Below are 16313 nucleotides of genomic sequence, written 5' to 3' on the forward strand. Positions count from 1 at the left end.
ATTTATAATTAAGTGCTTTATTTTAATGAGCATTCTGGCATAAAATTATTAAAATATCATATCGGTTTTATACTAAAAATATCAACATTATTATTTTGAGGTATTCGCATTTAAATTTGTCATTCCAGATTGTCAATTCTAGTAGATTAAGTTTTAAATGGCTATAAATTCGAATATTTACTAAAAAATATCGAAAAACATATATAAAGATCGCCTTACTGTAACGATAATATATCTTCATGCGCTGAAGATCTTAATCACATAGTTATTTCAATGTCTGTGGATTTTGGAGCGGGCGAAGGGAATCGAACCCTCCTCAGAAGCTTGGAAGGCTACTGCATTACCACTATGCTACGCCCGCTTGTATCTTGAAGAATAGTCTATAATAAAGAGCTATCTAATTTATAACACCTTTTTAGCAAAATTTTTCATTAGATCAAGTCTTTTTTTTAAAATTTGCTAACTTTTTATAAAAAATTAGTTTTATAATTTTTTTTACTTGACTTTCTTCACGTTTCATTGCTTTTTCTCTTAACTGTGATTTGAACAAATTAACCTTGCAAAAGGAATAGTTCTAGTTTAAAATCACACAGTGATCATGCAGGGGTGTAGCTCAATTGGCTAGAGTGCCGGTCTCCAAAACCGGAGGTTGCGGGTTCGAGACCCTCCACCCCTGCCATTAGACACGTAAGTATGCCATGAATGTAATCACATTCATCTTGTCCTTTAACCACGCATCTATATTATATTAAGTCAATATAATTAAAGTGCTATTTTGAGTAGGAAAGGTGTTTCGTGTCGGTCAATCCCACGAAATTTCTGCGTGATGTTCGTAATGAAGCCAAGAAAGTTACTTGGCCAACACGTCGCACGACATTAGTCACAACAGCCGCCGTGCTTGCAATGGCCGCTGGTGCTTCCGCATTCTTTTTTATTGTAGACCAAGTCATAGGCTTTGGTATTCAAACTTTGTTTGGCTTATAGGAGATTGAAACCAGTCATGACAAAAAGATGGTACGTCATTCACGTTTACTCTGGATTTGAAAAAAAAGTTGTTCAACAAATCAAAGAACAAGCTGAACAAAAAGGACTAAACGGTCAAATCGAAGAAATTTTGGTTCCTTCAGAAGAAGTCATCGAAGTTAAACGTGGTCAAAAAGTTCAAACAGAACGCAAATTTTTTCCTGGCTATGTCCTGGTAAAAATGGAAATGACAGATGATGCTTGGCATTTAATTAAAGACACTCCAAAAGTCACTGGATTTTTGGGGAACAGAATGCGCCCTTCTCCTATTTCCAATGCCGAAGCTGAACAGATCATAAAACAAGCTCAGGAAGGCACAAATAGCCCTCGTCCTTCTGTTAATTTTGAAGTAGGTGAGCAAATCAGAGTTTCTGACGGTCCTTTCACCTCATTTAACGGTGTTGTTGAAGAAGTTGATACAGAAAAAGGCCGCTTAAAAGTCAGCGTCTCTATTTTCGGTCGATCAACCCCAGTTGAACTTGAATATAATCAAGTCGAAAAACTGTAAGTAAATAGTTTTACAAAAAGCCCTATGATACAAGTAAAAACTTGTATCATAGGGCTTTTTTGTATTTATCATCCCAATACCTTATTAAATATTCATTAATCTCCTTTTGTAATCTCTATATCTTATAAATTTATCTTGCTGTCATTGAAAAGAATATATCTCACAAATTTATAATATCATTCATATCGTTTATGATGACTGACGATATTTTGTATGTTGTTAATATTAAGTCACCTATTGAAATTTGTGTATAATTATGTGATTATGTTAATAGAATAATGTTTTTATATATAATGCTCACCACGACCTTCATGATAGGGTCATTAAACAAAATAAAGTATCCTGTTCATAAACTATTTAATGAAACGAGTTTACGTATATTCTGCGTATCGTATGAGTTTTTAGATAACTCTCATTTACTATTTAATCAAGCATTGGCTGTTCCATAGACTTTTTTATCTTCGCGTTTTCCTACCGCAATGACTAGAATTACAATTTCTTCATCAATGACTTGATAAACTAATCTGAAACCAGAAGATCGTAATTTAATTTTATAACAGCTAGCAAGATCTCCATGTAAACGGGCAGATTCAATATGAGGATTATTTTGTAGTTGTTTTAATTTCTTTTTGAATTGCGTTTGAATAGATTTATCGAGTTTATACCATTCTTTTAAAGCTCTTTCATCAAAGTCAATATTAAAGGTCATCTAAATTAACTCTGACACGTTTTGCAGGACTATTTAAACGTTCACGCACAACCGCTAAAATATCATCATCTTTATCATTATCACTGACCATCACTGAAACCTCTGAAAAAGGTAATTTTTTATTTTCAGCAACATAACGTAAGAATAGTCTCAGTGCATCTGAGGGGGATAGTTTCAGATTATCAAAAACTTTATAAGCATCTTTTTTTAAATTTTCATCCACTCTAATTTGAATAGTGCTCATTATTTCTTACCTTCAGATTAAAATATAATAGATAAGTTATAATGTAATTACAAATGTAGTGCAATATTTTGTTTTATGAGTTTAAGTAAAGTATTTTGTATTTAAATGATTACAAAACAAGAAACGATATGGTCTTGTCGCAAATTTAGATGATCGCGATTAATCTGTTATAGATATAGATGGAATATTTATATTTAGGAACGATTTATATTTATTGGGTTGATGATTATTCGAGCGATGAATTGGTATTATCGTTATTGTTTAAGCTATCAAGATATAAAAGAATTATTTTTAGATTGGTTCATCAATGATTTGATCAACCAATCGTAATTCTGTATAAGAATGTAAAGCAGATTTATATATTAAGCCGTTTTAGTGACTAAAATCAGCGACGACAAATTGATTTGTATTTAAAGAAGATACGGAAACACCTTCAATAACGATGGCAGCATTATTGGTGAGTTTTAAAACAGCATTTCCATTTGCATCATTTTGAGATTGTTGTAAAATTTGTGTTAACCCGTTACTACCTAAACCATAATTGTATAAAGCAATTTTATCATTATTTGTGAAGTCTGTAATAATGGTAGTCCCATCTTGCACGCTTTCTTTAGTAAACATAAATAAGTTATTACCTACACCACCAGTAAAAGTAGCATTTCCTACCCCAGCAGCTAATGTATCATCTCCTTGTCCAGCTTTTGCTAAAAGATTATTTGCACCTGCAACTGTATTTGCCCAAATCTGTAAATTAGCACTTGAAGATGCAGCATCTAGAGTTTCATTCCCTTCATTAGCAACAAATATACTTCCACTAGTACTATCAATATTCTCTGCATTTAGAGTATATTGTGAACTACCTGCACCAAATGCTGCAAGCGTTCCTTTGATGTTAATAACCGTGTTTCCACTTCCATTTAGAAAAGTGAGATTATGATTTATATTATATGTATTATCTAAACCATGAATAACTTTTAAATCAGTCCCATTCGTGGCTGAAATAGTTGAATTATTCCCACCAGTATATTCATTCATATCCCCTGTATCAAATTGAACTATATCTGATGCCGCCCCATAAACTGAACTATTTTTACCAACAGAAATGTTATTATTGTTGCCAATATCAAGAATAGTTGTATTTCCGCCCATTGTTAATTTTGACTGGGATCCAGTTAATGTAACAGTTTGATATCCTCCCCTAGAACTTGTAATAGTATCATGTCCTTGAGAATAAACAATATTATTTCCAGAACCTAAATCAATCGTACTGCGAGCATAACCCGTGGTAATCTTATTATTACCATCAGTCGTTTGAATCATTGTATCTCTATCATCATCATATATTTCGCCAGTGTCTGGATCAACAAAATCGTCTGTATAAATCGTCCAATTCCCCATGTGACTTGTATTACCATCCAGACCTCTACCATAAAAATAAAGAGGATTATTGCTAATAAGTTCCCCGCTCTCACCGTCAGCTATATAATTAAAATCAACCCCTCCTATAATCCTAACATAATTTGGATTATTGCCAGCACCTTGTATGTTAGTAATACCATTACTCCAAGCTTGAGCTAAAGTAACTTCTGCATATTCTGTATCTTGGGGGAATTTTCCAGTAGGTAAATAAAAAATATTTTGAGAATCAGAAAAGGAATACATAGTAACGATAGGAGTGTAATCCAACTCATTCGCATCTATGTGTGTATTTGGTTCTAAAACTACATCTTTTACATTTCCGCTTGTTATATAGTCTCGCAAATCCCCAAAGAATTTAACTGAAGCTTCCTTAGTAATAGGATTATCAAAAAAATCACTACCTACTTCAAAAGGTTGATCAGGATCTACGGACTCACTATCAGGGTCAAAAACATAATTTTCATTTGCATCATTATTATCCATTTTATGCCTCCATTTAATACAAATTTTCAATATTTGCGCTTTTGTCGCGAATTTATATAATATCCCTTAATCTATTGTAGATATAAATGAAATATTTTTTTAGGAGCTATTTATGTCTATTGGATTAATTACTATCATCTAAATTTGAGACATGACCGTTTGTATAAAGTGTCTAGTATTTACTAGATTACACCCATTTCTTGCCCATCATATTCGGATAATTATAAAATACCGCCGTTGTTAAATGAGAAACGTTAATACCAGTTGTTGTATTATCGGTTGTTAAAGTTGCATAGCCAGTAAAGATCGTTTGATAATTACTAGGATTGGCTGGAGCTATACAATAGTCTCTACTTTCATTACTACTATTACACTCAAAAAGGGAATTACCTTTTCCTTCTGGCCTAACCAATTTTACTTTATAATAATAAGTTTTATAATTAATGGTTACCCCTTGTTTTTCCGATAAGGTTGTTCGTCCCATATCATCCGTAAATACAGGCGCATCCCATGTATGCGTTTCACTTTCTTCAGATCCTTCTATCGGTGATGAATCAACCAAGGCAATTACAGTTGGATGGCCATTACCACCAGAATGGTATCCCGTATTAATTACATTCAATCCTAAATTTTGCAATCTTTTCTCAGTTTCGTGCTTAGCAAGTGCAATGTACATTACTACATCCATTATGTACATTTGATCATTTTTATTTATATTATTACTATTTGCTTTTACTAAATTTTGAGAAAAATTACTTGGTATAACTACCCGAATAATATCATTCTTTGATAAAGGTTGTGCATCCCCTACCTGATTATCAACAGGGATATAATATTCACTGTTGTAAATAGAAGGACACCCACTAACCATAAAACATAAGCTTAAACCCAATAACGATTGTCCAATCTTATTAATCATTTTCTATCCCCATACCTACTTCGATACATTCCGAAATGCATTATTCAACGCATTCGCATAATCATTATCAGAACTATAATTACTTTTATTGGCAATCACCTCTTTAACTTTATTTGCCTGAGCCTGCGTTATCGTATGTTCTGACTTATCGCTTGGATTTAATGCTTGATATAAAGCAGTCATAAATGCCCCATCACTACTATAATTATCTTGATTTGTTACAACCGTTATTGCTGCATGGGAATTATTAAGTAAATTCTGTTTTCTAATAGGATCTTGCGCAGCTTCAGCAGCAACGACATCAGGGTCTTTGACTTCAGGACGAGACTGTGCCATTGCGCTGGTCGTAGAGTTCACCGCATCAACCGTCGTATTTCCTACCACTAGACGTCATCGCTCCAACACCAGCACCCGCTCCGCCGGTTAATAAGCCTTGCACGACACTATTCACAATCTTATTCCCGTCAGAAACAAAAAAGGATAGATAAAATATCTATCCTTGTCATAGTTTTTTATTTCTTATCTGTTGGTTTGGGCGCATTGGGATCGGTTGCATAAAGAGGAGTATAGCCCGTATTTGTAAAATATACCCATTTCTTACCCATCATATTCGGGTAATTATAAAATACTGCAGTTACTAAATGATCAACATTTGTAATATAATTAACATTATCTGTTGATATGGTAGCATAACTAGAATAAATCGTTTTATAACCACTTGGATTTGCAGGGGCTATACAACCCCCCATATTATCTCGACTGCTTAGACATGTAAAAAGAGGATTATCTTTTCCTTCAGGCCTAACCAATTTGACTTTATAATAATAAGCTTTATGAGTAATGGTTACCCCTTGTTTTTCTGATAAGGTTGTTCGTCCCATATCGTCCGTAAATACAGGAGCATCCCATGTATGTGTTTCTGTTGTTGCAGAACCCTCTATCGGCGATGAATCAACCAATGCAATCACCGTTGGATGACCATCGTTCTTAGAATTATCTCCTACATCTATAACATCATAATTTAAATTTTGTAAACGTTTCTCTGTTTCTCTTTTTGCCGCAATAAAATATCCCCAATTCATCCAACCTGGTTGTTGAGGAGGAGGGATATCCAAATAATTATGGGTTATCGCTACACGAATAACATCATTCTTTGATAAAGGCTGTGCATCCCCTGCTTGATTCTCAACGGGAATGTAATATTCGCTATTGTAAATAGCACATCCACTTATCATGAAACATATGCCTAATACCGCTATTAATTGTCCTATTCGATTTAACATTTTATAGCCCACCTCCTAAACTTTGCCCTTGTATAATTTCTGGTAATTTAACAACAGATTGTAACGGACTATTAACTAATGGGGAAGTTACTTCTTTAGGGGTGATAGAACTTACCGCTGGTAATTTAATAAGTGAACCTACATTTTGTTGCTGTGTATTACCCGTTCCAGAAGGTTTTGTAGTTAAACCAGAATTCCCAATCATTTGCACTTCAGGTGAACTTAACAAAGGATTATCACGAGTATAATTTTGATAGTCATTTTGGGCTTGTTTAACCGCATCTGCATAGTTTTTATCTCTGATTGGTTTTTGTGCAGCCTGCGCAGCAGTAACGTCAGTATCATCGACTTTAGGGCGAGATTGCCCCATAGCGCTGGCTGCACCATTCACCGTATCAACGCCAATATTCCCACTGTTACCAGTAATTATACCAGCCGCAGCACCAGCGCCACCCGTCAACAATCCTTGCACTAGACTATTCACAATTTTGTTTCCGTCAGTGGTTGCATCTTGCACTGGAACTTTATTATTTTTAATAAAAATTGCTTGATCTTGCTTATTAAAAGGGTTTTGTTTTTTAGCATCAGTTTCTACTTCTGCATTTTGTTCGACTCCCTTTTTATGATCCTGTTTTAACGTTTTATCCTGAGGGAACAAGGCATCGGCGGCGGATTGGGCGAGGTCGCTTGCGACGCTATTCATCGCATCCCCTGCCGCAGCACCCGCAACCGTGGCACCAATATTACCCCCACCCATAGCAGCCGTGCCAGCACCAATGGCCATATCCAGACCTGCTTTGCCAATACTGCCAGCTTTGAAATTATCGCTTTGCCCGGTCGCTTCAACCGCCATATTCGTATAATTTCCCATTAACTGTCCAACCGTTTTTTGTGTACTCAAATCACTGTTGATTTGTCCAGCATTAAAGGTTGAATCAATATGCCCATTGGCTTTGTCTGGATCGCGTGACAGCGTTCCCGTGGTAGAGCCCGTATTAATCGTGATATTATCCCCAATCGCTGATTCTGTGGTTGAGGTTCGATCATGAGAAACCGAATTCGATGTCAGTGCTGGAATACCGGCTGTTCCTAATATAGACCCTGGTGCTAAGACTGTTTGTTTGGATTCAGATGGTTTTTTATCACCCAAACCATAATCAACACCAAAAGACATATTGCCACTGGCATTCAGGCCGCTCCATTGATCTTTATTATCCAATGAATTGACAACTAAATTACCCGTGGTGATTTGGTTTTTGTCCGCATCCGCCGCACTGGTAATCGCACCCCCTGTCATGGTTGTTGTCCCAGACACATTCACATCCAAGCCCCCTTTGCCCGCATAAATGCCAGACATGGTTGCTTCTGTTGATTTATAATCATTATGAATACCAGTATAGCCAACATTAGGTTGAATATTCGTATAATTATCCCCCACGATAGGAACAGAGGCATTTAACCCACCACTGACCGTTGTGCTGTCATATTTCGATGTGTTTTGTGGGGTAGTAATGTTTAAATTACCTGTATTAATTGTAACTGATCCATCGCTGGCCGTGCCGTCAGCATTCTTGTTGGTGATTTGCGCACCATTGAGGTTCAGGCTGCCGTTCTTATTATTAATCGTAACAGAATTCGTGCCATTCACAACAGTGTCGATTGCTGTTTTGCTAGAAGACGTAGAATTTCCATCAGTAATATTAAAGTTGCCTGTTACGCTGGCCTGTGGCGTTCCTTTTATTCCAATAGACGCACTGGCACCTACACCAAAGCTATTTTGAGATGAGGTCTTTTCACTGTCACTGGTTTTGTAACCCGCATTCAGGTTAACGTCTCCACCTGCATTAAAGATCACATCATTCCCACTGATATTCGAAGCCGTCGCATTAATATCATTCTTCGCTGTCACATTTACTTTTCCACCAGCTGCAACCGTCGATCCAACATCCGTAGTCGTTACAACTTTTGTATCTGATTTGTTAGAAGAATGCCCAACTGAAGCAGAAACACCAATTAAATTACTATTGACGTTCGTTAAAGAGCCTTTCCCTAAAACACCTGCTTCACCTAAGCCTGTTTGTATTAAAGGATACGCCCCACTTGCCGTAGCAAAAGCTTGACCTTGTGTATCCGTTGCATTCGTAATATTAAATCCGGCCTTAGATGTATCCGTAACTAATCCAGAGGCACCAACATTTAGCCCTGTGAAACTTTGTTTTTTATATACATCACTGTTTGTGCTGTCTTGGACGGTATTAAAGTTTACATTATCACCTGACAGGTTAATGTCTTGTTTGGTCAAGATATTGGAACCGTTGATATTAATATCTTTATTCGCACTCATATTCACACTGCCCTCGGTTGAGGTAATTACACTGCCTGTATGCGTAACCGAACTGGAAGAATTCTTATCCGTTACTTTCTTCGTGCCGACTTGCGCGCTTAATCCCGTTTCATTGCCAAAGAACCCAGTTTTCTTGGTATGATGATAATCATAGCTGTCTGATGTAGACGTTAATGCATTTTCAGTAATTGAACCCTCTTTCGCAACAACATTCACATCATTCTTGGCCGTTAATCCACCAGAAATACTGATATCATTTTGCGCTGTCGCATTTAGTTGTCCTCCAGACGTAATCTTAGAACCAACCTCGTTCGTATAAGCATATTTATTTTCAAAAGAGCTGGAGTTAAAAGCACCTGATTTATGTCCTTTGACATCATCAAGGCCACTATCTGTGACGGCGTTCAGACCAATATTACCCGCAGAAGATAAAGAGACGTTGCCTGTAGCATTCAAGGTGCTGCCAGATAATGTTAAATCCCCAGAAGTAGATTGCAAGGATACATTTCCACCAGCGGTAATTGTTGTTCCATAATTCTTGGTTTGATTGCCCACAAAAGATAAGGTGCCGTCAGACGCATGGGTTACGCTGGATGCTGCTGCATTTAACTCTATGGAACCAATATTAATCGTTCCTGCTTTCATCGCCAAATCAGAGCCCGACTGAATTGTGCCTCCATGGGTCGCAATACTATCGCTCGCTTGAATACCAAGCGTGCCAGATGCAAGAATTTGTCCCTGGGAACCTAAGTAAGATCCCGCACCACCATTGACCAAGTAATTATTGACGGTATCCGAATTAATCACAGATCCATTTTGAGCATTTAAAGAGATATTCCCCCCTTTAATCGTTCCACCAATATTACTGATATCCCCATTCGTAGCCGTTAATGCAATCGAATTTGTGCCTTCCATCAACCCTGAATTTGCAATGGAACCTGCTGTAATATTAACGTTTTTCCCTTTAATTGCAGCACCAGCCAACACATCTGTTTTAGGTGATAAATATAATTGAGGCACCAAAACCGTTTGCCCATCAACCACTTGAGGAACATACCATACAATATCTTCGTCCAATGCTGCTTGCTGTTCCGAAGTTAAAGCTGAACCAAATTGTAACCCAAGTTTACCAGATTCAGTGCTCGCATTATTCAACAACGTCTTCATCGCATCAGAAGCCGTCATATAGGTTCCTCCAGGATAACTTTGCCCTGTCGCTTGAATATATTGCTGTTGAATATACTGAGTATCAAACCCAGCATCCCCAAGGAACATGTAAGATCCATTAATATCTAAGCGATTTAATAGATATTGTGAGCCATAAAACTCATTCACAGAGGTATATTGGGGACGTGTTTCAATTAAATAATTGGAATTTGAGCTTACTGAGGAGGTATTAATATTTTCTGATTGAACTGGATTTTGGACAGTAACCTCTGTACCTGTTACTGTATTCGTTGGATTATTTTGACTGACAACATCTCCAGAATTAGTCGGTGAATGAACGGATGGAGAGCCATCGATGCCAACAGTGGTGTTATTGCTAACATTAGATGCTCCTCCCGAACTACCAGTGCCTGTATTGGAACCTCCACCAGTAATCCCTCCACTCGTTACGCCATTAAGACTTGAATTGCCGCCATTAACATTAGGATTGGGCCTAAAAAGTGCTTGTCCACCCGTTAAAGAGGATAAAATATCATTAATACTTGTAGAGCCTGATCCTTTAAAACCTGGTAAAGTGACATGTAGTCCAGGATCAACACCTTGTGGTGCTATAACCCCACCATATCCTAATGTATTATCTTTTCCATCAACTGTTTTTAAACCAGAACCACTACTGCTTAAATCACCATTTCCAGGGCCCGTTAACCCATCTTTACCTTGATCACCACCAGTAGTCTCACCATATGTTCCTGATGAAGGAGAGCGATTATCCGTTGCAAAATCATCTGGAGAAGCATTTTTAATAATCGTTGTATTATTCACTTCTCCAGAAAAATCACCGTTCAGATCTTCGCCTGCAACAATCGTTGATCCTAATCCATTATTAACCGCTGTAGACCCCCAAGCATATCGACGGCTATCTCCACCACCAATAACCTTATGAGCATTAAACCCAGGAGTGGCCCAATCACTCGTGTCTTTTGGATTGAGTTGACGACACAAATCTTTATTAAAACAGGCGACTGTAAACGTTAAACTACTTTCCAAACCGTCATTAAATAGATTGATATCTTTCTGTCTGCAAACTCCTTTATCACAGAGCTTGCAGATATTTTTTATTATAATGAGTTTAAATAAAACATTTTGTATTTACTTGATTACACTCAAAGCAATACATTTCCATAAATACAAAAACTGTTAAAATTCGTATTTATTTAAGTTGATTTATTTAAGAATACATATTAATAGGTAAACATCTTAAACTTAAAAGAATACAATCGAGACGATTATGAGTGACGTTGGATACATAAGGGTAAGCTCTGAATATCAAAATACAGAAAGACAGCTTGATAAGGTTAGACTAGATAAAACCTTTATCGATAAAACTAGTGGTGTTGATACGCAAAGACCTCAATTACAAGCAATGTTAGAATATGTCAGAGAAGGTGATATTATTCATGTTCATTCTATTGATAGGCTAGCAAGAAATCTCAAAGATTTAAGCCAATTAGTCGATGATTTAAATGCCAAAGGCATTAGTATCTATTTTCATAAAGAAAATATAACATTTAAAAATGATCAAGACCCTATAAAAAAACTCATGTTCCAACTCTTAGGAAGTTTTGCTGAGTTTGAAAGAAGTCTTATTAGAGAACGACAAAGAGAAGGCATCGCCAAAGCGAAACAAGCAGGGAAATATAAAGGTCGAAGGAAAACGATTGATCGTAGCGTCATTATAGAAACGATGAGTAAAGAAGGCGCTAGTTATAGAAAAACAGCAAAAGTTTTAAGCATCAGTCTTTCAACTGTTCAAAGAGTAATGAAAGAATATAGGCACTTAAAATTATAATCTTGTTTTATCTCCTGCTTGTGTTGTTGTTGTTTTTGCTTTGGAATCAGGTTTACTTTTGATGACAGGTGGTTTCATGGTTAGACCTGTTAATCCGCCTGTGGCAGTATCAATGGCGATATTGCCCCCTGTTAATATGCCAGCCAAAGCCCCCATGCCCCCAATGATGCCATCTTTAATGATACTCGACCCCAACTTATTCAAATCCGTTTGATCATCATATTTCGGGGGTTAGTTTGTAGGAGCATCCGTGACTTTAGTTACTTCAAAAAAAGGCTGGCTGATTTGAAAAATCCGTTTTTTACCTAGTAAGGTAGGATATTGATATAAAACTGATGAAGATAAATGGTTTTCTATATAGGCAGGATCACGGGCATTAGTATCCATTGTGCCATATCCCTCAAAAATCGTTTCATAAGTAGAGGGATTGTCTTGGGAGTAAACACATAGATTCGTGCTAAGAGACGAGTTATTACATGTAAAAAGGGGATTATCTTTGCCAATCGGTCTGACGATTTTAATTTTGTAATAGATGAGGTTCATGGTCACGGTTTGTCCTTGTGTATCCCACATATTGGGTTGCCCCGTAGTGGGGTCTGTAGAAATCGGAACCTGCCATGTATAGGTTTTATCATACGTCTTTAATACTCCAGAATCCACCATCGCTATCACATTGGGTTTTCCACCTTTTGTCATTACTTCTTGTGAATTACCTTGACTATCTAACCATTTGATAGATTTAGATACTCCCCCCCCCCCTGCATGAAATCCTGTATCAGTTAATTGATAGCCTAAAGCTTGTAAGCGTTCTTCTGTATCAACTTTTCCTATTAATATATACGTTGCCGCATTCCCATTTTTCAACCAATCGGGATCATCACTGCGAGCTTTTTCTACATATTGAGTAATTTTTTCAGGCACGATGACTCTAATGGTATCGTCAGTTTTGGATAATGGTTTGGCATTTCCCAGCTTATTATCGATAGGAATATAGAATACATCAGAACCACAAGCAGTTAACCATAAACATAAAGATAGGATCGGTAATAAAGTATGTAATTTCATTTTTTATCCCCTGTTTGTGCTGGAGTATTTTTCTTATCAGCGGCTTTAGCTTTTGGATCTTCTTTCTTTTTTAAAGCAGGCGGTTTCATGGTTAGACCTGTTAGCCCGCCTGTGGCAGTATCAATGGCGATATTCCCCCCTGTTAATATGCCAGCCAAAGCCCCCATACCACCAATAATCCCATCTTTAATAATACTCGACCCCAGCTTATTTAAATCCTTTTGGTCATAAACAGCTATTTCTGATCATCAGGAGCATCCGTGACTTTGGTCACTTGTGGATATATTTGACTAATTTGATAGACACGCTTTTTGCCTAAAAGGGTAGGATATTGATATAAAACTGATGATGCCAAATGATCTTCTATATAAGCAGGATCACGGGCATTGGTATCCATTGTACCATACCCCTCAAAAATTGTTTCATAAGTAGAGGGATTATCTTGGGAGTAAACACATAGGTTGGCAGTTAAAGAAGAATTATTACAGGTAAAAAGAAGGTTATCTTTGCCAATCGGTCTGACGATTTTGATTTTGTAATAGATGAGGTTCATGGTTACGGTTTGTCCTTGTGTATCCCACATATTGGGTTGCCCCGTGATGGGATCTGTAGAAATAGGAACCTGCCATGTATAGGTTTTATCATACGTCTTTAATACACCAGAATCCACCATCGCTATCACATTAGGATGCCCCTCTGCTCCACCATTAACCCCAGCGCCAACCAGTTTATATCCTTGCTCGGTTAAAACATCATCCGTTTTAATCTTTGCTAAACCTATATAAAGAGTAGTATCTGTTGCTTTTGACCAATCGGAATCATCACTGCGAGCTTTGGCAACGTATTGAGTAATTCTCTCTGGCACGATTACTCGAATAGTATCTTCTGTTTTAGACAGTGGTTGAGCACTACCTAATTTATTATCGATAGGAATATAGAATATATCAGGGCCACAAGCAGTTAGCCCTAAACATAAAGTGAGTACAGCTATTAAAGAATAGTTTTTCATTTTTTATCCCCTGTTTGTGCTGGAATATTTTTCTTATCAGCAGCTTTAGCTTTTGGATCCTCTTTCTTTTTTAAAGCAGGAGGTTTCATGGTTAGACCTGTTAGCCCGCCTGTGGCAGTATCAATGGCGATATTCCCCCCTGTTAATATGCCAGCCAAGGCCCCCATACCACCAATAATCCCATCTTTAATAATACTCGACCCCAGCTTATTCAAATCCGTCTGATCATCATATTTCGGAGGTTTAGTTTGTAGGAGCGTCAGTGACTTTGGTTACCTCAAAAAAAGGCTGACTGATTTGAAAGACCCGCTTTTTACCCAATAAGGTAGGATAGTGATATAAAACTGAGGATGTAAGGTGATCTTCTATATAAGCAGAGTCTCGCACGTTAGTATCCATTGTGCCATACCCTTCAAAAATCGTTTCATAAGTAAAGGGATTGTCTTGGGAGTAAACACATAGGTTCGTGCTAAGAGACGAGTTATTACAGGTAAAAAGGGGGTTATCTTTGCCAATCGGTCTGACGATTTTTATTTTGTAATAAATCAGATGCATGGTTACGGTTTGGCCCTTAGTATCCCACATGGTTGGTTGTCCTGTATTGGGATCACTGGCAATCGGCACCTGCCATGTATAGGTTTTATCATACGTCTTTAATACTCCAGAATCAACCATCGCTATCACATTGGGATGCCCCCCCCCCTGCATGGAAGCCTGTATCTACAAATTTGTAGCCTAATGCCTGTAATTTTCTTTCGGTATTTACCTTAGCTATTAATATATATTTAGCAATCATAGCATCATTTAACCATCCAGCACCAGCAGCACGTGCTTTCGCGACATATTGTGTAAGTTTCTCTGGAACGATGACTCTAATCGTGTCATCTGTTTTAGAAAGAGGCTTTGCGCTTCCTAATGTATTATCAACGGGAATATAAAAGATATTTGGACCACAAGCGCTTAATCCCAAACACAAAGTAAGTATTGTTCCTAGAGAATAGAGTTTCATTTTTTGCCTCCTGTATCTGTTTTAACTTTGGGATCTTCTTTCTTTTTTAAAGCAGGCGGTTTCATGGTTAAGCCTGTTAGCCCGCCTGTGGCAGTATCAATGGCGATATTCCCCCCTGTTAATATGCCAGCCAAAGCTCCCATGCCACCAATAATCCCATCTTTAATAATACTCGACCCCAGCTTATTCAAATCCGTCTGATCATCATATTTCAGGGGTTTAGTTTGTGGGAGCGTCAGTGACTTTGGTTACTTCAAAAAAAGGCTGGCTGATTTGAAAAATCCGTTTTTTACCTAGTAAGGTAGGATATTGATATAAAACTGATGAAGATAAATGGTTTTCTATATAAGCTTGCATTTTAGCGTTAGTATTCATTGTACCATACCCCTCAAAAATTGTTTCATAAGTAGAGGGATTATCTTGTGAATATGTGCAAAAATTTGTGCTAAGAGACGAGTTATTACATGTAAAAAGGGGATTATCTTTGCCAATCGGTCTGACGATTTTGATTTTGTAATAGATGAGGTTCATGGTTACGGTTTGTCCTTGTGTATCCCACATATTGGGTTGCCCCGTGATGGGATCTGTAGAAATAGGAACCTGCCATGTATAGGTTTTATCATACGTCTTTAATACACCAGAATCCACCATCGCTATTACATTGGGTTTTCCACCTTTTGTTGTTGCTTCTTGTGAATTACCTTGACTATCTAACCATTTTATAGATTTAGATGCCCCCCCCCCCCCTGACAGTCGACCTGTATCCGTTAATTGATACCCTAATGCTTGAAAATTTTCTTCTGTACTGAGTTTTGCTAATCCTATATACAATCCCGTATTAGTAGCTTCTAACCAATCGGAATCATCACTGCGAGCTTTGGCAACGTATTGAGTAATTCTCTCTGGCACGATTACTCTAATCGTATCTTCTGTTTTAGACAGTGGTTGAGCACTACCTAATTTATTATCGATGGGAATATAGAATATATCAGGGCCGCAAGCAGTTAACCCTAAACATAAAGTGAGTATAGCTATTAAAGAATAGTTTTTCATTTTTTATCCCCTGTTTGTGCTGGAATATTTTTCTTATCAGCGGCTTTAGCTTTTGGATCTTCTTTCTTTTTTAAAGCAGGCGGTTTCATGGTTAGACCTGTTAGCCCGCCTGTGGCAGTATCAATGGCGATATTACCCCCTGTTAATATGCCAGCCAAAGCCCCCATACCACCAATAATCCCATCTTTAATGATACTCGACCCCAGCTTATTCAAATCCGTCTGATCAT

20 protein-coding genes and 2 tRNA genes are annotated in these 16313 nt (G+C 37.3%); 4 read left to right on the forward strand and 18 right to left on the reverse strand.

The window, feature by feature from the left end:
- Positions 1-287: 287 nt before the first annotated feature.
- Positions 288-361 (reverse strand) — tRNA-Gly (locus QMN76_RS09670).
- A 241-nt stretch (positions 362-602) separates the two neighbouring features.
- Between QMN76_RS09670 and QMN76_RS09675 the strand changes: the two genes are divergently transcribed.
- The 3 genes from QMN76_RS09675 (at position 603) to nusG (ending at position 1531) form a co-directional block, all read left to right on the forward strand.
- Positions 603-679, forward strand: a tRNA-Trp gene (locus tag QMN76_RS09675).
- Between the two features lie 116 nt (positions 680-795).
- The gene (gene secE / locus QMN76_RS09680) at positions 796-984 is read left to right on the forward strand and encodes a preprotein translocase subunit SecE (protein WP_034340646.1); all 189 of its coding nucleotides are present in this window, start codon (positions 796-798) and stop codon (positions 982-984) included.
- Positions 985-1000: 16 nt separating this feature from the next.
- Positions 1001-1531, forward strand: coding sequence for a transcription termination/antitermination protein NusG (nusG, locus tag QMN76_RS09685; RefSeq protein ID WP_034340649.1), 531 nt, complete (start codon positions 1001-1003; stop codon positions 1529-1531).
- A 427-nt stretch (positions 1532-1958) separates the two neighbouring features.
- Here nusG and QMN76_RS09690 read toward each other — a convergent pair whose 3' ends face one another.
- From QMN76_RS09690 to QMN76_RS09720, 7 genes are all read right to left on the reverse strand, one after another.
- The gene (locus QMN76_RS09690; RefSeq protein ID WP_282024567.1) at positions 1959-2240 is read right to left on the reverse strand and encodes a type II toxin-antitoxin system RelE family toxin; all 282 of its coding nucleotides are present in this window, start codon (positions 2238-2240) and stop codon (positions 1959-1961) included.
- Positions 2230-2484 (reverse strand): type II toxin-antitoxin system RelB/DinJ family antitoxin, encoded by a 255-nt coding sequence (locus QMN76_RS09695; protein ID WP_282024569.1) that lies wholly within the window; start codon positions 2482-2484, stop codon positions 2230-2232. The genes QMN76_RS09690 and QMN76_RS09695 overlap by 11 nt, the downstream gene beginning before the upstream one ends.
- 372 nt (positions 2485-2856) lie before the next feature.
- A complete protein-coding gene (locus tag QMN76_RS09700) occupies positions 2857-4386 on the reverse strand; it encodes a calcium-binding protein (RefSeq protein ID WP_282024571.1) in 1530 nt (509 codons plus the stop codon).
- A gap of 187 nt (positions 4387-4573) precedes the next feature.
- On the reverse strand, positions 4574-5305 hold the full coding sequence (locus QMN76_RS09705; protein ID WP_034340662.1) for a hypothetical protein: 732 nt from the start codon (positions 5303-5305) through the stop codon (positions 4574-4576).
- 15 nt (positions 5306-5320) lie between these two features.
- Complete coding sequence (locus QMN76_RS09710; RefSeq protein WP_282024574.1) at positions 5321-5689, reverse strand: hypothetical protein; 369 nt, start codon at positions 5687-5689, stop codon at positions 5321-5323.
- A gap of 128 nt (positions 5690-5817) precedes the next feature.
- Positions 5818-6540 (reverse strand): hypothetical protein, encoded by a 723-nt coding sequence (locus QMN76_RS09715; protein WP_282066002.1) that lies wholly within the window; start codon positions 6538-6540, stop codon positions 5818-5820.
- A 49-nt stretch (positions 6541-6589) separates the two neighbouring features.
- A complete protein-coding gene (locus tag QMN76_RS09720) occupies positions 6590-11146 on the reverse strand; it encodes a beta strand repeat-containing protein (protein WP_282024576.1) in 4557 nt (1518 codons plus the stop codon).
- 241 nt (positions 11147-11387) lie between these two features.
- On the opposite strand from QMN76_RS09720, the gene QMN76_RS09725 reads away from it, so the two are divergent.
- Positions 11388-11948: a recombinase family protein gene (locus QMN76_RS09725; RefSeq protein ID WP_282024578.1), complete on the forward strand. Its 561-nt coding sequence runs from the start codon at positions 11388-11390 to the stop codon at positions 11946-11948.
- On the opposite strand, the gene QMN76_RS09730 is transcribed toward QMN76_RS09725, so the two are convergent.
- The 10 genes from QMN76_RS09730 to QMN76_RS09775 form a co-directional block, all read right to left on the reverse strand.
- A complete protein-coding gene (locus QMN76_RS09730) occupies positions 11943-12143 on the reverse strand; it encodes a hypothetical protein (protein ID WP_282024580.1) in 201 nt (66 codons plus the stop codon). The two genes, QMN76_RS09725 and QMN76_RS09730, sit on opposite strands and share 6 nt — an antisense overlap.
- Positions 12144-12179: 36 nt before the next feature.
- Entirely contained in the window at positions 12180-13013 is an 834-nt protein-coding gene (locus QMN76_RS09735) for a hypothetical protein (protein ID WP_282024582.1), read from the reverse strand.
- Positions 13010-13180: a hypothetical protein gene (locus tag QMN76_RS09740; protein ID WP_282024584.1), complete on the reverse strand. Its 171-nt coding sequence runs from the start codon at positions 13178-13180 to the stop codon at positions 13010-13012. The genes QMN76_RS09735 and QMN76_RS09740 overlap by 4 nt, the downstream gene beginning before the upstream one ends.
- Before the next feature lie 68 nt (positions 13181-13248).
- Positions 13249-14022, reverse strand: a complete 774-nt coding sequence (locus QMN76_RS09745) for a hypothetical protein (protein ID WP_282024585.1) — start codon at positions 14020-14022, stop codon at positions 13249-13251.
- On the reverse strand, positions 14019-14237 hold the full coding sequence (locus tag QMN76_RS09750) for a hypothetical protein (protein ID WP_282024586.1): 219 nt from the start codon (positions 14235-14237) through the stop codon (positions 14019-14021). The genes QMN76_RS09745 and QMN76_RS09750 overlap by 4 nt, the downstream gene beginning before the upstream one ends.
- Before the next feature lie 28 nt (positions 14238-14265).
- Positions 14266-14697: a hypothetical protein gene (locus QMN76_RS09755; RefSeq protein WP_282066003.1), complete on the reverse strand. Its 432-nt coding sequence runs from the start codon at positions 14695-14697 to the stop codon at positions 14266-14268.
- Positions 14690-15031 carry a hypothetical protein gene (locus tag QMN76_RS09760; protein ID WP_282024592.1) on the reverse strand — a complete coding sequence of 114 codons (342 nt, stop codon included), beginning with the start codon at positions 15029-15031 and terminating at the stop codon, positions 14690-14692. The genes QMN76_RS09755 and QMN76_RS09760 overlap by 8 nt, the downstream gene beginning before the upstream one ends.
- Positions 15028-15222 carry a hypothetical protein gene (locus tag QMN76_RS09765; RefSeq protein ID WP_282024594.1) on the reverse strand — a complete coding sequence of 65 codons (195 nt, stop codon included), beginning with the start codon at positions 15220-15222 and terminating at the stop codon, positions 15028-15030. Before QMN76_RS09765 ends, QMN76_RS09760 begins: the two co-directional genes overlap by 4 nt.
- Positions 15223-15250: 28 nt before the next feature.
- On the reverse strand, positions 15251-16084 hold the full coding sequence (locus QMN76_RS09770) for a hypothetical protein (RefSeq protein ID WP_282024596.1): 834 nt from the start codon (positions 16082-16084) through the stop codon (positions 15251-15253).
- Positions 16081-16299, reverse strand: coding sequence for a hypothetical protein (locus QMN76_RS09775; RefSeq protein ID WP_282024586.1), 219 nt, complete (start codon positions 16297-16299; stop codon positions 16081-16083). Before QMN76_RS09775 ends, QMN76_RS09770 begins: the two co-directional genes overlap by 4 nt.
- Between the last annotated feature and the right edge of the window lie 14 nt (positions 16300-16313).

The sequence above is a fragment of the Commensalibacter papalotli (ex Botero et al. 2024) genome, from assembly GCF_947179115.1.
GTDB classification, from domain to species: domain Bacteria; phylum Pseudomonadota; class Alphaproteobacteria; order Acetobacterales; family Acetobacteraceae; genus Commensalibacter; species Commensalibacter papalotli.